17 protein-coding genes are annotated in these 22,038 nt (G+C 72.2%); 12 read left to right on the top strand and 5 right to left on the bottom strand.

Annotated elements, in window-relative coordinates; all coding sequences use genetic code 11:
* Positions 1-60 precede the first annotated feature (60 nt).
* A complete protein-coding gene (gene selD / locus AB0B85_RS31350; RefSeq protein ID WP_357412978.1) occupies positions 61-1,050 on the top strand; it encodes a selenide, water dikinase SelD in 990 nt (329 codons plus the stop codon).
* Between the two features lie 276 nt (positions 1,051-1,326).
* Entirely contained in the window at positions 1,327-1,806 is a 480-nt protein-coding gene (locus AB0B85_RS31355; RefSeq protein ID WP_357412980.1) for a hypothetical protein, read from the top strand.
* A 162-nt stretch (positions 1,807-1,968) separates the two neighbouring features.
* Here AB0B85_RS31355 and AB0B85_RS31360 read toward each other — a convergent pair whose 3' ends face one another.
* Positions 1,969-2,217 (bottom strand): DUF2277 family protein, encoded by a 249-nt coding sequence (locus tag AB0B85_RS31360; protein WP_357412983.1) that lies wholly within the window; start codon positions 2,215-2,217, stop codon positions 1,969-1,971.
* A 162-nt stretch (positions 2,218-2,379) separates the two neighbouring features.
* Here AB0B85_RS31360 and AB0B85_RS31365 point away from each other — a divergent pair, with 162 nt between their 5' ends.
* The 6 genes from AB0B85_RS31365 to fxsT all read left to right on the top strand — a co-directional run bounded on the left by AB0B85_RS31365 (position 2,380) and on the right by fxsT (position 11,544).
* Complete coding sequence (locus AB0B85_RS31365; protein WP_357412985.1) at positions 2,380-2,568, top strand: hypothetical protein; 189 nt, start codon at positions 2,380-2,382, stop codon at positions 2,566-2,568.
* A gap of 63 nt (positions 2,569-2,631) precedes the next feature.
* Complete coding sequence (locus tag AB0B85_RS31370; RefSeq protein WP_357412987.1) at positions 2,632-4,896, top strand: FxsB family cyclophane-forming radical SAM/SPASM peptide maturase; 2,265 nt, start codon at positions 2,632-2,634, stop codon at positions 4,894-4,896.
* Positions 4,897-4,912: 16 nt separating this feature from the next.
* A complete protein-coding gene (locus AB0B85_RS31375; protein WP_357412989.1) occupies positions 4,913-5,704 on the top strand; it encodes an AAC(3) family N-acetyltransferase in 792 nt (263 codons plus the stop codon).
* A gap of 52 nt (positions 5,705-5,756) precedes the next feature.
* Positions 5,757-6,416 carry a TIR-like protein FxsC gene (locus AB0B85_RS31380; RefSeq protein WP_357412991.1) on the top strand — a complete coding sequence of 220 codons (660 nt, stop codon included), beginning with the start codon at positions 5,757-5,759 and terminating at the stop codon, positions 6,414-6,416.
* A complete protein-coding gene (locus AB0B85_RS31385; protein ID WP_357412993.1) occupies positions 6,413-7,678 on the top strand; it encodes a TIR-like protein FxsC in 1,266 nt (421 codons plus the stop codon). The genes AB0B85_RS31380 and AB0B85_RS31385 overlap by 4 nt, the downstream gene beginning before the upstream one ends.
* A complete protein-coding gene (gene fxsT / locus AB0B85_RS31390; protein WP_357412995.1) occupies positions 7,675-11,544 on the top strand; it encodes an FxSxx-COOH system tetratricopeptide repeat protein in 3,870 nt (1,289 codons plus the stop codon). The genes AB0B85_RS31385 and fxsT overlap by 4 nt, the downstream gene beginning before the upstream one ends.
* Before the next feature lie 67 nt (positions 11,545-11,611).
* Here the strand turns inward: fxsT and AB0B85_RS31395 are convergent, their stop codons facing one another.
* Positions 11,612-12,520: an alpha/beta hydrolase gene (locus AB0B85_RS31395; RefSeq protein WP_357412997.1), complete on the bottom strand. Its 909-nt coding sequence runs from the start codon at positions 12,518-12,520 to the stop codon at positions 11,612-11,614.
* A 220-nt stretch (positions 12,521-12,740) separates the two neighbouring features.
* On the opposite strand from AB0B85_RS31395, the gene miaB reads away from it, so the two are divergent.
* The gene (miaB, locus tag AB0B85_RS31400; RefSeq protein WP_357412999.1) at positions 12,741-14,267 is read left to right on the top strand and encodes a tRNA (N6-isopentenyl adenosine(37)-C2)-methylthiotransferase MiaB; all 1,527 of its coding nucleotides are present in this window, start codon (positions 12,741-12,743) and stop codon (positions 14,265-14,267) included.
* Between the two features lie 39 nt (positions 14,268-14,306).
* On the opposite strand, the gene AB0B85_RS31405 is transcribed toward miaB, so the two are convergent.
* The 3 genes from AB0B85_RS31405 to AB0B85_RS31415 all read right to left on the bottom strand — a co-directional run bounded on the left by AB0B85_RS31405 (position 14,307) and on the right by AB0B85_RS31415 (position 19,194).
* Positions 14,307-15,677 (bottom strand): cellulose binding domain-containing protein, encoded by a 1,371-nt coding sequence (locus AB0B85_RS31405; RefSeq protein ID WP_357413001.1) that lies wholly within the window; start codon positions 15,675-15,677, stop codon positions 14,307-14,309.
* Between the two features lie 234 nt (positions 15,678-15,911).
* Positions 15,912-17,495 (bottom strand): cellulase family glycosylhydrolase, encoded by a 1,584-nt coding sequence (locus AB0B85_RS31410; RefSeq protein WP_357413003.1) that lies wholly within the window; start codon positions 17,493-17,495, stop codon positions 15,912-15,914.
* Between the two features lie 490 nt (positions 17,496-17,985).
* The gene (locus tag AB0B85_RS31415; protein ID WP_357413005.1) at positions 17,986-19,194 is read right to left on the bottom strand and encodes a DUF349 domain-containing protein; all 1,209 of its coding nucleotides are present in this window, start codon (positions 19,192-19,194) and stop codon (positions 17,986-17,988) included.
* 150 nt (positions 19,195-19,344) lie between these two features.
* Between AB0B85_RS31415 and AB0B85_RS31420 the strand changes: the two genes are divergently transcribed.
* From AB0B85_RS31420 to dapF, 3 genes are read left to right on the top strand one after another with little or no spacing between them, the layout of a single operon-like run.
* Positions 19,345-20,112 carry a hypothetical protein gene (locus AB0B85_RS31420; protein WP_357413008.1) on the top strand — a complete coding sequence of 256 codons (768 nt, stop codon included), beginning with the start codon at positions 19,345-19,347 and terminating at the stop codon, positions 20,110-20,112.
* The gene (miaA, locus tag AB0B85_RS31425; protein ID WP_357413010.1) at positions 20,109-21,032 is read left to right on the top strand and encodes a tRNA (adenosine(37)-N6)-dimethylallyltransferase MiaA; all 924 of its coding nucleotides are present in this window, start codon (positions 20,109-20,111) and stop codon (positions 21,030-21,032) included. The genes AB0B85_RS31420 and miaA overlap by 4 nt, the downstream gene beginning before the upstream one ends.
* 7 nt (positions 21,033-21,039) lie before the next feature.
* Complete coding sequence (dapF, locus tag AB0B85_RS31430; RefSeq protein WP_357413012.1) at positions 21,040-21,876, top strand: diaminopimelate epimerase; 837 nt, start codon at positions 21,040-21,042, stop codon at positions 21,874-21,876.
* The last annotated feature ends 162 nt before the right edge of the window (positions 21,877-22,038 follow it).

A 22,038-nucleotide genomic window follows, 5' to 3' on the forward strand; every position in this document is an offset into this window, starting at 1 on the left:
CCGGTCACTGTCTGGGTGGCAACGGTGGCGATCGTGGTGCCTTGTCGAGATCATGGATGGATGACCGAACCCGTACGGCTGACGAAGTACGCCCGCGGCGGTGGCTGCGCCTGCAAGATCCCGCCAGGCGAGTTGGAGATCATGGTGGCCGGTCTCGGCCCGGCCACCGGCACCGCGGAGTTGCTCGTCGGCCTGGATCACGGCGACGACGCGGCGGTGGTACGCCTGGACGAGCGCACCGGCCTGGTCAGCACCGCCGACTTCTTCACCCCGGTGGTCGACGACGCGTACGACTGGGGTCGGATCGCCGCCGCCAACGCGCTCTCCGACGTGTACGCGATGGGTGGCACCCCGTTGGTCGCGCTCAACCTGCTCTGCTGGCCGCGGGACGTACTGCCGATGGAGTTGGCCGGCGAGGTGCTGCGTGGCGGCCAGGACGTGGCCCGGGAGGCCGGCTGTCACCTGGCCGGCGGCCACAGCGTGGACGACGACGGCCCGAAGTACGGCCTCGCGGTCACCGGCACGGTCCGTCCGGAGGAGCTGATCACCCTCGACGCCGGGGTGGCTGGGTTGCCGTTGTCGTTGACGAAGCCGCTCGGGGTGGGTGTGCTCAACACCCGGCACAAGGCCACCGGTGAGAGTTTTCCGGAGGCGGTGGCGTCGATGAGCGCGCTCAATCGGGACGCCGCCCGCGCGGCGGTCGCCGCCGGCATCCGCTGTGGCACCGACGTGACCGGGTTCGGGTTGCTCGGGCACGCCTCCAAGCTGGCCCGGGCCAGCCAGCTCACCGTCGCCATCGACGCGGCCCGCGTGCCGTACCTGGCGGGGGCCCGGGAGGCTCTCCGCGACGGGTACGTCAGCGGCGGCAGCCGGCGGAACCTGGAGTGGGTGACGCCGTGGACGGGTTTCGGCGCGGTGGGGGAGGACGAGCGGCTGTTGCTCGCCGACGCGCAGACCTCCGGCGGCCTGCTGGTCGCCGGTGAGGTGCCGGGTGCTCCGGTGGTGGGTGAGTTGCTGCCGCGCGGCGAGCACCTCGTCGTCGTGCGCTGACCTTTCCGCAGGTTGACGCCGGGCGCCTGGTGGTCGCCCGCGCGCCGGACCCGCGCGGGTCCGTGCGCCGGACACGCGGTCCCGGTGGTGCGGTTGGCGCACCATAGCCGATAAACTGTCACCTTCCCGCTACTCCGAGCAATGCGGCTCAGGGAAATTTTGCCCGGAATGGTCACAGACCGGTAACTTGCCCCCGCCTGGGGTCAAATGCCCTCCACCATCGTGGGTAAGGCCCGATCCGGAGGCCGGTGGGGACGAACGCAGCGAGGAGGCGGAATGACCGAGCTGTGGAACTGGAGAGTCGACGGGGCTCGACCCGTGGAGGTCTACCCGGCGCTGGCCGAGGCGCTTGGTCGGGTGGTGATGCCGCTGGCGGTGGCCGATCCGGCCCGTCTGCCGGCGTACGCGGTGGTGTGCGACGTCTGGGAGGCGCCGGGCGAGTTCGCGACGGTGGTGGATTGCTACGGGGTGCCCGAGGCGCTCTCCGAGCACGCCAGCATCGCCGCGCTCGCCCGACTGTTGGGCCGCAACTGCCTGGTGCGCGACGACACACTCGACGCGGGCCGGCATCTGCTCGTCGCCCCGGACGGCACGGTCCGTCCGGTGCACTTCGACGTGCGGGACACCGAAGACGGCGAGGTGCTCAGCAGGCACCGGCTCTGCACGGTCGGCGACCCGGGCTGTCGGGGCTGGTCGCAGTGCCACCGTTCGCGCTGGGCGCCGGACACCGTCGCCCCGGCGCGCGCCGCGGCCTGACCGGCGGTCGAGGCCCGGCCTGACCGGCGGTCGGAAGGCCGCCTGACCCGCGGCCTAAAGGTCGGCCTGACTGGCCGCGCCTGACCTGCGGCCAAGGCCCGGCCTGACTGGTCGTGCCTGACCCGCCACGGTCGGGTCCGGGGGTCGGTCCGCGACCCGCGATCAGTTGGTGGCGGCGGCCTGCCGGTCCGTGGTGCCCGATCCGGCGCCCCGCACCACCAGTTGGTCGAGCAGGTCGCGCGTCGCAGCGGTCACGGCGGCCACCGCGGCGTCGAACGCGGCGGCATTGTGTGCGGCGGGCGCCCGGAAACCGGAGATCTTCCGGACGTACTGCAACGCCGCCGCCTCGACGTCCGCGTCGGTCACCTGCGGGGTGAACGGTTCGCGCAGCGTCTTGATGCTCCGGCACATGTGGGTTCCTCCTCTGCGGCGCCCGGACGGCCACCCGGGGTGCCGACGGTTGTACCGACGGTGACACTGGGTCGATATTTGTCTATCCTGGTCACGGACCAGAGCCTTTCGCGCAATTATCGCCGCTCGCGCTCCCAGCGCCCGGGCCCTCGGAGACTCATTGTGGACCATGCCCCCACCCGCTCGACCCGTCCCGACCTCGACCACCTCACCCGCAGCCTGCACACGCCGCTGGAGCGGATCTCCGCCGAGCACGCCGATCTGGTCGAGGCGGTTCGCCGACGGGTCGTCGTGACCGAATCCGTGCCGTCCGGCAGCGTGCCCGTCGCCGCCTTCAACTCGTCCATCTGACCGATGGCCGGCCGGTGCGGTCCACCCGGAGCGGGCGGGTCCTGCCGGCCGATCAGCCAGTTCGTGCTGAAGGTGCACAGCCGATGCGACCTCAGCTGCGACCACTGCTACGTCTACCAGCACGCCGACCAGACCTGGCGGGGCCGGCCGGGGCGGATGCCGGAGGCCACGGTCCGGGCCGCCGCGCACCGCATCGCCGAGCACGCCCGCGAGCACGAGCTACCGGTAGTGCACGTGGTGCTGCACGGCGGCGAGCCACTGCTGCTGGGTGCCGCCGGGCTGCGCGAGGTGCTGGCCGAGCTGCGGACGACGATCACGCCGTGGACGGGCCAGCTCGACCTGCGGATGCAGACGAACGGCGTGCTGCTCGACGACGAGCTGTGCCGCCTCCTTGTCGACTACGACGTGCGGGTCGGTGTGTCGTTCGACGGTGACCGCGCCGCGAACGACAGGCACCGGGTCTTCGCCCACGGCGGCAGCAGCCACGACCACGTCCGGCGGGCACTGGCCCTGCTCCGACGCCCGGAGCACCACGCCAGCTACGCCGGCATCCTCTGCACCGTCGACGTCCGCAACGATCCCGACCTGGTGTACGAGGCGCTGCTCGCCGAAAGCCCACCCCGGGTGGACCTGCTGTTGCCGCACGCCACCTGGGACCACCCGCCGGAGCGCCCCGGTCCCGGGTCCACCCCGTACGCGGACTGGCTCGGGCGGCTGCACCGGCGGTGGGTGGACGAGGGACGGCCGATGTCCATCCGGCTCTTCGAGGCGTTACGGCCCGGCGGTGGTGGCACCGAGGCGTTCGGCCTCGCGCCGGCCGACGTGCTGGTGATCGAGACCGATGGCAGTTGGGAGCAGGTCGACTCACTCAAGACCGCCTACCACGGGGCGGCGGGCACCGGGTTCGACGTGTTCGACAATTCGGTGCACGAGGCGGCCCGCCACCCCGGGGTGGCCGTCCGACAGGAGGGCGTGGACGGGCTCTGCGCGACCTGTCGGGCCTGTCCGGTGGTCGACAGGTGCGGCGGCGGCCTGTACGCGCACCGGTGGCGCACCGGCTCCGGCTTCGACAACCCGTCGGTGTACTGCGCCGACCTGCTCGGCCTCATCCACAGCGTCGACGCGTACCCGCCGCCGCCGAGCCACCCGCCGACCACCGCACCGGTCGACGAGCTGCTCGACGACCTGGCCACCGGCCACGGCTCGGCACCGACGCTTGCGCTGCTCACCGCCACCCAGCTCTCCATCACCAGGGCCCTGTTGGTGGCCTGCCGGGACCGGACCGGTCCCACCGCGGCCTGGGAGCTGCTCGTCCAGCTCGAACAGGCGGCGCCGGAGGCGGTCCGGGCGGTCCTGGCGCACCCGTTCGTCCGGCCCTGGCTGGTGCGTCGACTCGACCCGTCGGCCCGGTCGGGCGTTCGCCCCGCCGCCGATCCGCTGCCGGCGCTCGCCGTCGCGGCGGCGCTGCGGGCGGGTCTCCCGGCCGCGGTGCAGGTGCCGGTTCGCGCCGACACGATCACGGTGCCCACGCTCGGCAGCCTGCTGCTGCCCGGCCTGGGGGAGAGCGCCGAGGTGACCGTCCTGCCTGGTGGGTTCCGGGTCCGGGGCGGGCGCACCGAGCGCACGGTGCTCCTCGATCCGGTCGAGTCGTCGGCCGACTGGCGACCGGCACGCGAGGTGCCGGTGCCCGGTGGCCGGTTGCTGATCGAGGACGGCGACCCGTACCGGGACTGCTACGGCCAGTCGGTGGCGCCCCGCCTGGCGGACCCGGTGGCGCGGGCGTTGGGGCGTACCCTGGCCGAGGCCTGGCGGGTGGTGGACCGGGACGTGCCGGCGCACGCGGCGGCGCTCGACGGCGGTCTGCGCGCCGTCGTGCCGCTGGCCCCCGACCCGGCGAGGCCTCTGCGCAGCGCGACCGCGCGACACGCGTTCGGCGCGGTCGCGGTCACCCCCGACCCGGACCCGGAGACGATGGCGGTGCTGCTCGTGCACGAGTGGCAGCACGCGAAGCTCGGCGCCGCGCTCGACCTGTGCGACCTCGTCGAGGCCGACCGGGGCACCCGGATCAGGGTGCCGTGGCGCCCCGACCCGCGGCCACCCGAGGGCGTCCTCCAAGGGGTGTACGCCCACCTGGCGGTCACCCAGGTGTGGCAGTCCCGGGCGTTCCGCGGCGGGAGCGAGGCGGCGGCGCACGCCGAGCGTTACCTGACCTGGACCCGGGATGGTGTCGACGCCCTGCTGGCCAGCCGGTCGCTCACCGCGGCGGGTGAGCGGTTCGTCGGCCAGCTGCGACACGCCCTTTTGGAGCCCCGTGTCGGGTCCCGATGAGCGCCATCTGCCCACAGTGGGCCGTTCTCGCCTCGCCGACGACCTGCGGGCGTTGGGCGTCCGCCCGGGGGCGTGCCTGGTGGTGCACTGCGGCCTGCGTCGGGTGGGCCGCTTGGAGCACGGGCCGGCGACGCTCGCCGGCGCGCTGCGCGACGTCCTGGGGCCGGCCGGCACGCTGCTGGTGCCCACGCACACCGACGGCAACTCGACCACCTCCCGGGCCCACCTGGCGGCCGTCGCCGGCATGGACCGGGCCCAGCGCGACCGGTACGAGGCGGCGCTGCCGGGCTGGGACCGCCGCAGCACACCCGCGCAGCGGATGGGCGTGCTCGCCGAGTACGTGCGGTGTGCTCCCGGCGCGGTGCGCAGTGACCATCCCCAGACCTCGTTCGCCGCGCTCGGCCCGCGGGCCCGGCAGCTCACCGACGACCACGATCTCACCTGCCACCTGGGCGAACGCTCCCCGGTCGGTGGGCTCTACGCGGCCGACGGGCAGATCCTGCTGCTCGGCCTCGGCTACGAGGCGTGCAGTGCCCTGCACCTGGCCGAGTACCGGCTGCCGGTGCCGCCGCCCGAGCGCGACTACCGCTGCTTCCGGCTGGTCGAGGGGCGCCGGGTCCGCCTCGACTTCCGCGCCCTGGACCTGGACGACCGCGACTTCCCCAAGGTGGGCGTCGCACTCGACGACACACCGTTCGTACGGCACGGCCTGGTCGGTCAGGCCACCGCCCGACTGCTGCCGGCACGTGCCACAGTGGACTTCGCCGTCGACTGGTTCGCGGCGAACCGGCTGGCGGCGCGACGTTGACGCGGGGTCTACGCTGATGGTCCGGCCGCGTGGGGAGGGCGGAGGGGCAGCGGTGAGCACAGCTGACGCAGCTTCCCAGACGCGCGCCCCGCTCTTCTTCCTCAGCCATTCCCGGGCGCCGGTCGGCCGGGCCACCGGCAAGCCCGCCGAATACCTCTCCCGGTTCTTCGAGGACCTCACCGTCCACGTCAGCGAACTGGTCGGCCCGGTGACCGGGGTCGACGCGGGCTTCCTGGACAGCACCATCGCGGGCGGCGAACGGTGGAGCCCCGAGCTTCTCGAGGCCGCCGGCACCTGCCAGGTCTTCGTGCCACTGGTGTCCAGCGCGCTGCTCAGCAGCGAGTGGTGTGGCCGCGAGTGGGACCTGTTCTCCCGCCGCCGGATCCTCCCGCGGCACGGTGCCGCCTCGGCCCACGAGACGGCGATCGTGCCGGTCACCTGGTCGCCGACGAACGGCGCGGCACTGCCCCGGGTGCTTCGCGACATCCAACGGTTCTCCCCGACCGCCATGCCGGATCCCGACATCGCGGTGCACTACCAGCGGGATGGGGTCTATGGCTTGCTGACCATGCAGTGGGAGAGCGCGTACCGCGCGGTGGTCTGGCGGCTCGCGCAACGGATCGTGGCGATCCACCGCTCGTACCTGGTGGAACCCTGGGTGCCGGCGAGTGTGGACGAACTGTGCAACAGGTTCGCCGAGGAGCCGGAATGAACCCGCCGGCGGAGCGCCCCCGACCGGCGGCCCGAGGAACGTACTTCTTCCTCAGCTACGCCCACTCGGCGCCGGCCCCGGGCGCGCGGGCCGACGCCGACGTCTGGGTCGGCCAGTTCTTCAGCGACCTCGCCGACGAGGTGCGCCGCCAGGCGCGACCGGTGGCCGGGATGCGGATCGGCTTCTTCGACCAGCACATCCCGTTGGGCGCCGACTGGAAGGCGGCGCTCGCCGAGGCGCTGGGTGACGCCGAGGTCTTCGTCCCGCTCTACTCACCCGGCTACTTCAGCCGGCCGTGGGCGTTGGGGGAGCAGGAGTCCTTCCGGGCCCGGCTGGCCGCCGCCGGGCCGGCCCGGCGCACCGCCGGCCACCTCGCCCCGGTGCTGTGGATCCCGTTTCCCCCGTGGGAGGCCCACCCGGAGCTGGACGGCGCACTGGACCTGGGCCGGGACATTCCCGAGTACGCCGAGGACGGCCTGCGCGCCTTCTGCATGCTGGCCTCCTACCGGACCCAGTACGAGCTGCTGCTGAGCCGCCTGGCCAGTCGGATCGTGCACACCGCCGAGCGGCGACCGTTGGGCCCGTCCCGGGCGCCCGGCCTCGACGAGGTGACCCGCCCGGGGCCGGCCGATCCGGACTTCGTCGTCGCCGTCCTGGCCCCGACCCGGGACCGCCTGCCGGTCGACCGAAACCCGGCCGGCTACGCGGTGAGCGGCCGGCTCTGGCGGCCGTACGGGCGTCGCCAGGAGTTGCCCGCCGCCGAGTACGCGGTGAGCACCGCCGAGCGCCTCGGGCTGTCCGCCCGCACGGAGGACTTCGCGCAGGCCGCCGGTCTGCTTGAGCGCCGACCGGCGGTGCTGCTCGTGGACCCGTGGATCGCGGCGGCACCCGACGCGTCCGCCCTGCTCACCCGCATGCTGCACGGCCTGCGGGAGTGGGTCGTGCCGCTCGTGGTCACCGACGACGACGACACCCAGGACGCGAGCCGGTGGGCGAGCGAGGTGACGCAACTGCTGCACGACGCCGGCCTGCCCCAGGTGAAGCGCGCCTGCAACATGCCGGAGTTCGTCAACCTGATGCCGGCGTTGGTCACCGAGGCCCGCCGGCAGTTCCTCAAGTACGGCCCGGTGGCCCCCTTCGACCCACCGGCGGAGCCGGTGCCGAGCCTGCGCGACGGCCTGCCGCCCGCCGGCTTCACCCCCGAGTCCGCGTCCCCGCCTGATGATCCGGCCCCATTGCGTCCCCACGGAGAAAACCGATGAACAACGATCGTGAAGGCCAGGTCGTCACCTTCTACTCGTTCAAGGGTGGGACGGGCCGGACGATGGCGCTGGCCAACGTCGCCTGGATCCTCGCGGCCAGCGGCCGCCGGGTGTTGGTCGCCGACTGGGACCTCGAGTCACCCGGCCTGCACCGCTTCTTCCACCCGTTCCTGGACGCCGATGCGATCCAGGGCACCAGCGGCGTGATCGACATGATCCGCGACTACGAGTGGGAGACCACCCGGGTCGACGACCGGCCCGATCGCTGGATGGAGCAGTACGCCCGGGTGGGGCGGCACGCCTTCTCGTTGCGCTGGAACTTCCCGGACGGCGGCGGCCTCGACTTCCTCTCCGCGGGCCGGCAGAACAGCGACTACGCCGTGTCGGTGAGCGGGCTGGACTGGGACAACTTCTACAACCGGCTGGGCGGGGCACAGTTCTTCGAGGCGCTGCGCGCGGACATGAAGCGCCAGTACGACTACACCCTGATCGACAGCCGGACGGGGTTGAGCGACGTCGCCGACATCTGCACCCTGCACCTCCCGGACACGCTCGTCGACTGCTTCACGCTCAGCGACCAGGGCATCGACGGGGCGGCCCGGGTCGCGCACTCGGTGCGGGACCGGTACCGCCGACGCGACATCCGGGTCCTGCCGGTGCCGATGCGGGTCGACCAGGCCGAGAAGGAGCGGGCCGAGGCGGGGCGGCTGCTGGCCATGCGCCGGTTCGCGGGGTTGCCGGCGGGCATGACCGAGGCGGAACGGCGGCGCTACTGGGCCGCGGTCGAGGTCCCGTACCGGCCGTTCTACGCGTACGAGGAGACCCTGGCGACCTTCGGCGACCCGCCCGGTTCACCGACGTCGCTGCTTGCCGCGTTCGAGACCCTGACCGGGATCCTCACCAACGGCGCGGTGACCGCGCTGCCGGTGATGGACGAGTCGGTGCGGGAACGCGGCAAGGCCCGTTTCCGGCGGCGGACCGAGGCGATCGACGACCAGATCGTGCTGCGTTACGCGCCGGAGGACGCCATCTGGGCCGAGTGGCTGGAACGGGTGCTCAGTTCGGCCGGGCTGCGGGTGGTGGAGCCGGCGGTGGCCGTCGGGTCCGCCGGCACACCCGCGCCGCGCACGCTGACGGTGGTCTCACCGGCCTACGTGGCGACGCCGTCGACCGGTCTGCCCGCCCGTGACACGAGCACCGGCTCCACCGCCCTCGCCGTGTACGTCGCCGACCTGCGCCCGCTTGCCGAGTTCCCGGCCCAGAGCTCGACCAACCTGGTGAACGTGAGCGCCGCTACCGCAGTGGAACGGGTGTTGCGTCTGGTCGGCCGGCCGGTGCCGTCGTCGGCGGACGGTCCGGCCGCCGGTGCCACCCGTTTCCCCGGCACCGAACCACTGATCTTCAATGCCCCCAACCGGAACGCCCGGTTCACCGGTCGGGAGGACGACCTGGCCCGGCTGCGCGCGCAGTTGCAGAGCGGGGGCAGCGCGGTGGTGCTGCCGGTCGCCCTGCAGGGCATGGGCGGCGTCGGTAAGACGCAGGTGGCCTTGGAGTACGTGCACCGGTTCCGGACCGCGTACGACGTGGTGTGGTGGATCGTGGCGGACCCGCCGCAGTTCGTCGACACCGCACTGGCCGACCTCGCCGGTCGCCTCGGCATCCTGGCGGGGCCCACCCTGCCCGACACGGTCCGGTCGGTGTTGCAGGTGCTGGGCCGTGGTGAGCCGTACGAGCGGTGGCTCGTCGTGCTCGACAACGCCGAGGAACTCGACCAGATCGAGCCCTTCCTGCCGCAGGGCCCCGGCCACGTGCTGCTGACCTCCCGCAATCGCGCCTGGGGGGACCGGGCGAATCCGATCCAGGTGGACGTCTTCGACCGCACCGAGAGCGTGGCGCACCTCGCCCAGCGGGTGCCCACGATCAGCGCCGAGGAGGCCGATCGGGTGGCCGAGGCGCTCGGTGACCTGCCGATCGCGGTGGCCGCGGCGGGTGCCTGGCTCGCCGACACCGGCACGCCGGTCGCCGACTACCTGCGGCAGATCGAACGGCACGGCCCCAGCGCGCTGTCCGTGGAGGCCACCTGGGATCTGTCGCTGAACCGGCTGCTCGACCAGGCGCCCGCCGCGTACCGGCTGTTGCAGCTCTGCTCGGTGCTGGCCCCGGAGATCGCCCTCGAACTCATCTACAGCGACGAGATGGCGGCGGCGCTCGTGCCGTTCGACCCGTCGGTGTCGGAGCGGCTCGTGCGCGGCGCGCTGGTCCAGCAGATCAACCGCCTGGCGCTGCTCAAGCTCGACGTGCAGGGCGGTCGGGTCCAGGTGCACCGGCTGTTGCAGGCGGTGGTCCGTGACCGGATGACCGAGGACGAGATCAACGCCGCCCGGCACCAGGTGCACCTGGTGCTGGCCGCGTCCCGGCCGCGCGGTGACGTGGACGATCCGGCGACCTGGGCGAGGCTGCGGATGCTGTGGCCGCACCTGGAGGTCTCCGAGGCGGTGAGCTGCCCGGACGAGCCGGTGTGCCAGCTGCTGATCGACCGGGTCCGTTACCTGTGGCAGCGCGGCGGCCTGGACCAGGCCGAGGTGTTCAGCCAGGAGGTGGACGACATCTGGTCCGCCCGGCTCGGTGACACCACCGACGAGGCCGAGGGGTCGGCGCTGGGCCGACAGTTGCTGCACCTGCGGTTCAACCGGGCGAACATCCTGCGCAGTCTGGGCCGTTTCGACGAGGCCCGGGACCTGGACGAGGCGGTGCTGGCCGAGCAACGCCGGTTGCTGGGCCCGCTGCACCCGCACAGTCTGATGACCGCCGGCAGCCTCGGCGGTGACCTGCGGGCGCTCGGCCGCTACGCCGAGGCGCTGGAACGGGACAGGTCCACCTACGCCTCCTGGCTCCAGGTGTTCGGCGAGGACCACCCGCGCACGTTGAGTGCGGCGAACAACCTGGCCGTCTCGTACCGGCTGGTCGGCGACTACCGGTCGGCCCGCCGGTGGGACGACGAGGTGCACCAACGGCGGCGGCTGGTGCTCGGCCCCACCCATCCCTACACTCTCGTCTCCGCCGTGCGGCTGGGCAGCGACCTGCGGGAGGCCGGCGAGTACGAGAGGTCGGCCACCCTGCTGCGCACTGTCTACGAGACCTACTGCGAGGTGCTCGGGCCGGACGACGGGCAGAGTCTCGCCGCCCAGGTCAACCTGGCGGTGTCGCTGCGCAGCGCCGGTCGGGGGAGCGAGGCCGCGCCGATGTTCGAGACGGCCTACCGGGAGCTCGACGAACGCTTCGGGTCGGACAACCCGGACACTGTGGCGTGCCGGGCCAGCCGTGCGGCGAACCTGTTGGCCGTCGGCGACGCGGCCCGGGCGCTTACCGAGATGACCGCGGTGAGCCAGGCGTACCAGGAGCAACTCCGGCTCGGCCCGGAGCACCCGCACACCTTGGCGACGTTGAGCAACATGTCCGCGGCGGAGCGTGCGCTCGGCCGCCGGTCGGAGGCCCTCGCCTCGGCGTCCCGGGCGGCCGGCGAGTTGCGCAAGGTGCTCGGCGCCGACCACCCGCACACCCTCGCCGCCGAGGTCAACCAGGCGGTGTGTCTCGCCGAGGACGGTGACTGGGAGTCGGCCCGGGACCGGCTGCGGGAGACCGCCGCCCGGCTGGTCACGGTGATCGGGGCGGACCATCCGGACACGCTGCGCTGCCTCGGTGACCTCGCCCTGCTGTCGAGGCGGGCCGGCGACGGGTCCGCTACCGAGGACGTCGGGACCGTGGCGGACCGGTTGGCCGAGGTGATCGGCCCCGAGCACCCGACAGTCCAGACGCTGCGGGAGCGGCGGTTCATCGTCCGGGTCATCGACCCGCACACGATCTGACCGGGTCGGCGCGGCGGGTGGCCCGGGTGTGCGCCCCCGGTCCACCCGGCCGGGCCGCGTCGATCACTCAGAGCTGCGGGCTGGTCGCCAGGTCCGGGGTGGCCAGCCAGGTGAGCGTCTGCGGCAGGATCTCCACCGCCCCGAAGTGTGCCGCACCGGCCTGCACCTGCACCTGGGCGCGCGAGATCCGCGAGGCGAGCCAGTGGGAGTGCTCCACCGGGGAGAAGCGGTCCTGTTCGCCGTGCCAGAGGCGGACCTCAGCGCGGATGGTGCCGAGGTCGAACCCCCAGCCCCGTCGGATCGCCAACACGTCGTCGATCCAACCCTCGGGGCCGTGTCGCACCGCCTCGGCGTACATGTCGGTGAGCAGTCGGCGGATCGCGACGTCGTCGACGACCCGGATGTCCTCGTCGGGCAGTTGGGGGCGGAGGAAGTCCAGCAGGGTCATCGGGTCCCGTCGAGCCTCCTCGGCGCGGACCTTCAGGTTGAGGGTCAACTCGGTCAGGTCCTCGTCGGCCTGGCCGTAGTCCGTCACGTTCGTCGCGGCCATTCCGGCGTACCAGTCCAGGTCGGGTGCGCCGGCCGGGGCGAGCCCCACCAGCACGGCGGCCCGGGTGACCCGGTCCGGCAGCAGCGCGGCGCAGGCCAGGGCGTGCGGCCCACCACCGGACCTGCCCACCACCGCGAACCGTTCGATGCCGAGGTCGTCGGCGATCGCCGCCACGTCGGCGGCGGCGTCGGCCACCCGCCGGCCCTCCTGGCGGTCGGAGTCGCCGTAACCAGGCCGGTCGTAGCAGACGAGGTGCACGCCGAGGCGGTAGACGACGATGCCCCGGGGCCGGGGACCACTGCGGCTGCCCGGGGTGCCGTGCAGCAGGAAGACCGCGGGTCCGTCGGGCGCACCCGAGGTCTCCACCGCGAGGCGCCGCCCGTCCGGGGTCGTGACGGTGCGCTGTGTCGCATCTTGTCGCGTCACGGTTGGCCTCCCGCGGGTCGTCATGTGCTCCCCCGTGAACGGAGCCGCGTATCGTCGGCGCCGAGTGCAAAGCCCCCGAAATCGCCCAGAACACATCCTTGTTGTGCAGCGTACTGCTCGTTGTGGATGCCCGCTATGGGCCGCCGGGTCAATGCCGGTGGGTTGGGGCCGCCGAACGGGCCGCTACCCTGGTAGCCCGAGGGGAAGGGGCACCAAGAGGGTGGCTAGGACCTACAACGTCGTGACGTACGGCTGCCAGATGAACGTCCACGATTCTGAGCGCATCTCCGGCCTGCTCGAACAGGCTGGCTACGTACGCGCGGTGCCCGCCGACGACACCCCGGACATCGTCGTGTTCAACACCTGCGCCGTCCGGGAGAACGCGGACAACCGGCTCTACGGCAACCTCGGTCGCCTGCGTCCGGTAAAGGACAAGCACCCCGGCATGCAGATCGCTGTCGGTGGCTGTCTGGCCCAGAAGGACCGCGGTGAGATCGTCCGCAAGGCCCCCTGGGTGGATGTGGTCTTCGGCACCCACAACATCGGTGCGCTGCCGGTGCTGCTGGAACGGGCCCGGCACAACGCCGCCGCCGAGGTGGAGATCCTGGAATCCCTCGACGTCTTCCCCTCCACGCTGCCCACCCGCCGCGAGTCCACCTACGCCGGCTGGGTGTCGATCTCGGTGGGCTGCAACAACACCTGCACGTTCTGCATCGTGCCCGCGCTGCGCGGCAAGGAGAAGGACCGTCGCCCCGGCGACATCCTCTCCGAGGTGCGCGCCCTGGTCGACGAGGGCGTGCTGGAGGTGACCCTGCTCGGGCAGAACGTCAACTCCTACGGCGTGGCGTTCGGCGACGCTGGCGAGCCGAACTGGAAGCGCAGTGGCGGCCGGTCCGCTTTTGCGGAGCTGTTGCGGGCCTGCGGCGACATCGACGGGCTGGAGCGGGTCCGGTTCACCAGCCCGCACCCGAAGGACTTCACCGACGACGTGATCGCCGCGATGGCCGAGACGCCGAACGTCTGCCACTCGCTGCACATGCCGTTGCAGTCCGGCTCCGACGACGTGCTCAAGGCGATGCGCCGGTCCTACCGCTCCGAGCGTTACCTGGGGATCATCGAGAAGGTCCGGGCGGCGATGCCGGACGCGGCGATCACCACCGACATCATCGTCGGCTTCCCGGGTGAGACCGAGGCCGACTTCCAGCGCACCCTGGACGTGGTCCGTGAGGCCCGGTTCTCCTCGGCCTTCACCTTCCAGTACTCCAAGCGCCCCGGCACCCCCGCCGCGACAATGGACGACCAACTGCCCAAGCAGGTCGTGCAGGAGCGCTACGAGCGGCTGGTCGCCTGCGTCGAGGAGATCACCTGGGCGGAGAACAAGCGGCTCGTCGGGGAGACGGTCGAGGTGCTTGTCGCGGTCGGCGAGGGCCGCAAGGACGAGCGGACCGGGCGGATGTCCGGTCGGGCCCGCGACGGCCGGCTTGTGCACTTCGCTACCGGGGCACCCGGTGGGGAGTCGCTGGCCGGGCAGATCCGGCCGGGCGACATCGTGCACACCACAATCACGTACGCCGCGCCGCACCACCTCAACGCCGACGGGGCGCCGGTGTCGCACCGCCGGACCCGGGCCGGCGACGCGGCCGAGGCGGGCCGCTCCCCGCGTACCCCCGGGGTGTTGCTCGGTCTGCCGACGATCGGCGCGCCACCTGTCGCGCCCGCACCCACAGCTGGTTGCGCCACCCACTGACCGCACGGAAGGGCCCCTCGGCGAGGGGCCCTTCCCCGGTCAGACGGTGATCCGGCCGGCGCCTGCGCCCGCCGTCACGATGGACTTCACGTTGCTCGCGGTGTCCAGCTGGTACGAGTACGGGATGCTGGCCACGCTGCCGCCGGTCTGCCCGGCGGGCGAGTTGACGAAGTGGTTGTTGCGGGCCACCAGTCGGCCCGGCCCGGAGTCGGCCTCGCCGAGGTGGTACGTGTCGGGGACGTTCTCGAAGTAGTTGCCCTCGACGAGCACGCCGGCGTTCTCCGTGGAGGCCACGCCGTAGCCGGTGTTGGCCCGGTAGTAGTTGTTGTAGACGTGCACCGGGTTGCCGAAGCGGACCCGGGGGTTGCGCTGCTTGCTGCCGTCGAACCAGTTGTGGTGGTACGTCACCCGCAGGTGGCCGGTGTCCTGGGCGCCGTTGTCGTCGCTGTGGCCGAGCAGCATGGTCTTGTCGTGGTTGAAGACCCGGTTCCAGGAGACCGTGACGAAGTCCGAACCGCGCTTGATGTCGACAGCGCCGTCGTACCCGTTGCTGAAGGTGTTGTGGTCGATCCAGATGTTGGTGGCCGACTCCTGCACGTTTATCGCGTCGTCGTTCCAGTCCCGGAAGGTCAGGTTCCGGATGATGACGTTGCGGTCACCGCTGACGTTGAGTCCGCAGCCGGCGATGGTGGCGCCGGAGTTGCCGAGGATGGTCTTGTTGGACCGGACCCGCAGCATGCCTGAGCAGGAGATCGTGCCGGACACCCGGATCACCGCGGCACCTGTCGCGTTCAGCGCGCTGGTGAGCGCCGAGGCGTTGCTGACGGTGGTGGTCGGTGCGCCGCCGCCGCCTGTGGTGCCGCCGTTCTGGGTGGCCCAGCCGACGAGACCGGTAGGTGGCGGGACGCTCGGTGGCGGATCGCTGGGGATCGGCGGGGTGGTCGGGGTGCCCGGGTTCGTCGGGCTGGCCGGGGTGGTCGGCGTGGTGCCGCCGGTGCAGGCGACATTGTTCAGGGTGAAGCTTGTCGGGTCGGGGTTGCTGGAGTTGTTCCAGCTCGCGTTGAAGCCGAACGACGCGCTGCCGTTCGTCGCCAGGTTGCCGTTGTAGTCGACGTTGGCGGCGGAGACCTGGCTCCCGCTCTGCGAGACGGTGGCGCCCCATGCCTGGCTGACCTGCTGGCCGGCCCCGTACGACCAGCGCAGGGTCCATCCGGAGACCGGGTCGCCGAGGTTGGTGACAGTGACGTTGCCGGTGAACCCGCCCGGCCACTGGCTGGCGACCGCGTAGGCGACCCGGCAGCCGGCGGCGGCCTGCGCGGACACGGAGGTCAGCAGCCCGGCGGTGACGAGGCTGGCGGTGGCTGCGGCGGTGGTGGCGATCAGCGTCATTCGACGCCGTCCTGTGCGCATGCTGCTTCCTTTCGGTGAGGCGGACGGACCGTCGCGACGCCCATGCCCGTGGGCGGCGAATCGTGCCGGGACCAGTGGTCCGCGGGCCCGCCAGTGCGATTACGTGAAGGAATGCGGCTCCCGCGCTCGTGCCCACCCGCGCGGAGGCAAGCGCTTTCCCGATAAAAGCATAGAAGCATCTGGATGTAAATGGCTGGGACGGCCGATGCGCACGGCACCGGCCGTCCCAGTGGATCAGCAGCTGGTGCCGTTGAGCTTTACCGCACCCGGGGCGCTGGCGGTGCCGTTGGCGGTGAAACCCACGGTGACCGACGCACCCGCCGCCAGGGACGGCGCGTGGCTCGGCCCGGCGGCGGTGACCGTCGTGCCGGACTGGGAGACGGTGGCGTTCCAGCCACTGCCCAACGTCACCCCGGACGGCCAGGTCCAGGTGACCGACCACGGATTCACCGCCGCGGAACCGGTGTTCTTCACTGTCAACTCACCCTGGAAGCCGCCCTGCCAGGCGTTCACCTGCCGGTAGGTGGCAGTGCAGGCACCCGGCGGCGGGGTCGTGGGCCCACCGGTCGGGCCGCCGGTCGGTCCGCCACCCGACGGTGCGATCAGGTACGGCTGGAGGATCGCCTGCTTGGTGGTGTTGACGTTCGTCCAGTCGTCGAGCGCGATACCGCCGGTGTCACCCGAGTTGGGGTTCCACGACCAGTAGGTGAAGGACATCCCGGTCACCCCGGTGCCGGTGTACGCCATCAACTTCTCCAGCCACACCTTGTCCTTCGGGTCGGCCAGGGTGCTGCCGAACTCGCCCATCATGATCGGCGCGATGTTCTGCTTGTAGAGGTAACCGAAGTACTTGTCCCAGATGGCCGGCATGTTCGCCGGGTAGTCCGGCGCGTCGAACCAGGTCTGCCGGTACACCGAGGTGGCGTACTCGTGCGGCGAGTAGACAAGCCGGTTGGCCACGTTCAGCCGCACCGGGAACTGGCCCGCCTTCGACAGGTTGCCGCCCCACCAACCGCAGTCCTCGTCGTTGCTCGGGTCGTTGTCCCAGACGTTGGAGAGGCCACCACTCGGGCAGCTCACCCCCTCGACGAAGATCAACCAGTTGGGCTGGACACCGAGGATGGCGTTGCCGGCCCGCTCGGCGGCGAGCCGCCAGTCCCGGGTGGTGTCACCGCAGCCCCAGCAGGCGCCGGTGGCCGCCGGGTTGGTGCCCTCGGCGTGCGGCTCGTTGTGCAGGTCCGCGCCGATCACCGTGGGATTGCCCGCGTACCGCTGGGCGAGCATCTTCCAGTCGTTGATCCAGGTCGCCTCGGAGACCGTCGACGTGTACCACAGCGGCGACTGCCCGGCCGACGTCGGCCGGTGCCGGTCGAGGATGATCCGCATCCCCTTGCTGCCGGCGTAGTCGATCACCTTGTCCAGGATCTGCAACGGCGAGAGCCCGATCAGGTCCGGGTTGACGAAGTCGTTGATCCCGGTGGCGGTCGCGCCCGGCTTCAGCGCGTCGTTCGAGTACGGCACCCGCAGCGTGTTGTAACCCAGCCGGGCCATCGTGTCGAGCTGCCCCCGCCACGGATTGCTCGACCACAACCCGTGGAAGGTCTTGTTGTCGGTCTCCATGCCGAACCAGTTGATGCCGGTCAATCGCACCGTGGCGCCGGTGCTGTCCACGATCTGACTGCCGTTCGTGTGCAGGTAACCGGTGCCGGTGCCCGCCGCGGAGGCCGGGGTGGTGCTGACGGCGGCGGCGATGAACACGCCAGCCGCGACGGTGGCGAGCGCGGTCAGCGCGCCGCCGAGAGCTTTGGGACGGAACATTCGAGCTCCACTTCGGATGCCCGCCGCCGGCGGCGCGGGCTGAAGACCAGGGGAGGCCCGTCCGCCGCGCACGCTCCCTCAGGAGTACGCGCACAGCGCGGAACGGCCCATGTCATGCGGACGTGGTCACTCGCGTAACGCACACCGACGATCCCCGACGACGTCGTACCGCCGTCAGCGCCCTCCCGCCGGTGCCCGACCTGCTCCGTCGCTCATTCTGATCAGCCACCCTCGATGCGTCAACCAGCCGTCCGGCCGCCCCCACTCGCCCTCACGTCCGCCCCGCCCCCGCCCCGCCCCGCCCCCGCGCCGCCGTCGCGCCCGCAAGATCACGCTCGATCCTGGATGTAGTGGCCTCGAAACGCGCGGATACCACTGCATCCAGGATCGAGCGTGACCATCGGCGGCGGCAGCGGCGTCCGAAGCCCGCCTTGGACGTGCGGGAGCCCCCGGTCCCTCGAGGGGACCGGGGGCTCCGGAAGACGTCAGCTCAGCCGGCCTGCTCGGCGAGCTGGAGGAACTGCCGCTTGGCGGCCAGAGCCTGCTCGGCGTCCTTGATCCGGCGCGCGTCGCCGGCGCTCTGGGCCCGGGCCAGCCGCTCCTCGGCCTCCGCCACCTGTGCCCGCATCTGGGCGAGCAGCGGGTTGTCCTCCTTGGTGGTGCGGCGCCACGCCGAGTCCATCACGTCGCGGACCTTGTCGTCGATGACGCGCAGCCGGCGCTCCAGCCCGGCAGCTGCCTCGCGGGGCACCCGGCCGGCCTCGTGCCACTGTGCCTGGATCTCCCGCAGCTTGGCCTGGGCGCCCTTCGGGTCGGCGTCGATGTCCAACGCCTCCGCCTCGGCGAGCAGGGCCTGCTTGCGTTCCAGGTTGCCGCGCTGCTCGTTGTCCCGTGCGGAGAAGACCTCGCTGCGCCGGCTGAAGAAGGCGTCCTGCGCACCCCGGAACCGTTCCCAGAGCTTCTGCTCGGCCTCCTTGGAGGCGCGCGGCGCGGCCTTCCACTGGGTCATCAGGTCCTTGAGCTGGTTGGCGGTAGCGGCCCAGTCGGTGGATTCCTGGAGCTTCTCCGCCTCGGCGACAAGCTCCTCCTTGACCGTCTGTGCCTGCTTGCGCTGCGAGTCCAGGGAGGCGAAGTGGGCGCCCCGGCGTCGGGTGAAGCCGTCCCGGGCAGCCGCGAAGCGCTTCCACAGCTCACCGTCGGCCTTCTTGTCGACCCCACGGATGGTCTTCCACTCGTCGAGGATCTCCTTGAGCCGGTCTCCGGCGGTCTTCCACCCGGTGGATTCGGCGGCGAGCTTCTCGGCCTCTTCGACGAGCGCGGTCTTGCGGGCCAGGGCCTCGCCGCGAGCGGCATCCCGGGCGGCCCGCGCTTCGCCGGCCTTCTCCTCGGCGAGGGTGGCCAGCTTGTCCAGGCGAGCGGCCAGTGCGTCGATGTCGCCGACCACGTTGGCCTCGGGCAGCGTGGCACGGATCCGCCGGATCGTGCTCAGCGAGTGCCCGGCGTCGGCCGCACCCGACTTGAGACGCGCTTCGGTCAGGTCCACCTCGGTCACCAGGTCGGCGAAGCGGCGCGCGAAGTGTGCCAGGCCCTCCTCCGGTGCTCCCGCCTGCCAGGATCCGACAACCCGCTCGCCCTCGGTGGTCTTGACGTAGACGGTGCCGTCCGCATCCACCCGTCCGAAGGCAGTCCAGTCGCTCATGTGCCCATCCTCGTTCTCCCGGCGTCGAAGGATCGATCCCCCGTCGCCGCCACGGCGCAGCCAAGTTACTTCCGGCATTGTCACAGGTCCGACCCGGTCCGCGTCGAGCGCCTATCGCCGACCGTGACCATACGGTGTCCTAGGGGCCGAATGACCGGATCGGCGCGGAGACGCACCGACGATTCCCGCTACGGTAAATGGGTGCCACTGGTTGCCGCTGCCGTCTGCCCACATCCGCCCCTGCTCGTGCCCGAGGTGGCCGGCTCCGCGGCCCCGGAGTTGGACGACCTGCGGGCGGCCTGCGACGTGGCCGTACGCCGGTTGCTGGCCGCCGAGGCGGACACCGTGGTGCTGCTCGGCACCGGCCCGGCCACCGGCCTGATCCGCACCCCGGCGACCGGTTCCCTCCAGCCGTGGGGCGTCGACCTGGACGTGCCGTTGGTCCCCGGGCAGCCGGACCGGGGCGCGGTGCTGCCGTTGAGTCTGACGATCGGCGCGTGGCTGCTGGCCCGGCACGACGCGGGAGAGTCGGTGAGCGCCGTGCAGGTCGCCGCCGACGCCGGCCCGGCCCGGCTGGCCGCGCTCGCGGACGAGGTCGCCGCCGCGGCCGACCGGGTGGCGTTGCTGGTGCTCGGAGACGGGTCGGCCTGCCGGGGCGAGAAGGCCCCCGGGTATGACGACCCGCGCGCCCTCCCGTACGACAAGCGGGTCGCCACGGCGCTGGCCGAGGCGGACCTGGACGTTCTGCTCGACCTCGACCCGGTGCTGTCGGCGGAGCTGAAGGCCGCCGGTCGCGCGCCCTGGCAGGTGCTCGCCAGGGCGGCCGGCTCGGCCGGCCACGGGTGGCGCGGCGAGCTGCTGCACGACGCGGCCCCCTACGGTGTCGCCTACTTCGTGGCCTGCTGGGAGCGGGTGTGACAGGCGACGCGGGGGGCCCGGTCGTCGCGGTGGTGGGCCCGACCGCGGCGGGCAAGTCGGCGCTGAGCATCGCGTTGGCGCACGCGCTCAACGGTGAGGTGGTCAACGCCGACTCGATGCAGCTCTATCGGGGCATGGACATCGGCACCGCCAAGCTGACCCCCGCCGAGCGCGACGGCGTGCCGCACCACCTGTTGGACATCTGGGAGGTGACCGAGCCGGCGAGCGTCGCGGAGTACCAGCGGCTGGCCCGCGCGGCGGTGGACGACATCCGGTCCCGGGGGCGGGTGCCGCTGCTGGTGGGCGGCTCGGGGTTGTACGTGCGGGCGGTGCTGGAGCGCTTCGAGTTTCCCGGCACCGACGCGGTGCTGCGGGAACGGCTGGAACGGGAGTTGGCCGAGGTCGGCCCTGCTCCGCTGTACGCGCGGCTGCGCGCCGCCGACCCGGCCGCCGCCGAGGGCATCCTGCCCGGCAACGGTCGGCGGATCGTCCGGGCGCTGGAGGTGATCGAGCTCACCGGTGCGCCGTTCACCGCGTCGCTGCCACAGCCCACGCCGTACTACCCGTCGGTGCAGCTCGGCGTCGACCTGGACACCGGGCTGCTCGACGAGCGGATCGCGCTGCGGGTCGACCGGATGTGGGCCGACGGCCTGGTGCCGGAGACCCGTGAGCTGGTCGGGCAGGGGTTGCCCGAGGGGCGGACGGCGAGCCGGGCACTCGGCTACCAGCAGGTGCTGCGCATGCTGGCCGGTGAGCTGACCGAGTCGCAGGCGCACGACGAGACGATCCGGGCCACCCGGCGCTTCGTCCGCCGGCAGCGGTCCTGGTTCCGGCGCGACCCGCGGATCCACTGGCTGGACTCGGCCGCACCGGACCTGATCGGGGCCGCCCTGCGCCTGGTGCCTGCCGCTGCGCGATGATGGGGACGTGGAGTTCACCAAGGGCCACGGCACCGGCAACGACTTCGTCCTCCTGCCCGACCCGGACGGTCAGCTCGACCTGACCCCGGAGCTGGTCGCGGCGCTCTGCGACCGGCGGCGGGGCATCGGCGCGGACGGCGTACTGCGGGTGGTCCGGGCGGCCAAGCATCCGGACGGGGCCGGGTTGGCCGGCGAGGCCGAGTGGTTCATGGACTACTGGAACGCCGATGGGTCGTTCGCCGAGATGTGCGGCAACGGCGCCCGGGTCTTCGTGCGCTACCTGCTCGACACCGGGTTGGCGACGCCGGCCGGCGCGGCGCTGCCGGTGGCCACCCGGGCCGGCGTCGTGCGTGCGCTCGTCGAGGGCGACGCGGTCTCCGTCGAGATGCGCCGCCCCCGGGTGTACGACAGTTCGACAGCCACTCTGGGCGGGCTGACCCTGTCCGGCGCCGCCGTGGACATCGGCAACCCGCATCTGGTCTGCGTGCTGCCGGCCGGCGTGGAGCTGTCCGCGCTGGACCTGACCGTCGCGCCCGGGTTCGACCCGGCGGTCTTCCCGCACGGGGTGAACGTGGAGTTCATCGTGGCGGGCGACCGGGTCGACGGCACCGACGCGCACAGCCTGATGCGGGTGTACGAGCGCGGCAGCGCCGAGACCCTGTCCTGCGGCACGGGTGCCTGCGCGGTGGGCGCGGTGGCCCTGCGCGACGCCGGCCGGGACACCGGGGTGGTAGCCGTGGACGTCCCCGGCGGCCGCCTGACGGTCACGGTGACCGAGACCTCCTGCTGGCTCTCCGGCCCCGCCGTCCTGGTAGCAACAGGCGAGGTCAACCTCCCCGTCTAACCCCCACCGCGTCGGGTGCCCCGCGTCGATCATGAAGTTATTGCCAGCCAGCTCGGCGTGTCCTGGCAATAACTTGGTGGCCTCGTACGCGGCGAGTTTCTCGTTGAGCTGCCGGGTGAACGCCTCGTCGTGGTAGCCGGACCCGGCCAGGATCAGCGCCGC

The sequence above is a fragment of the Micromonospora sp. NPDC049044 genome, assembly GCF_040649215.1.
Taxonomy (GTDB): domain Bacteria; phylum Actinomycetota; class Actinomycetes; order Mycobacteriales; family Micromonosporaceae; genus Micromonospora.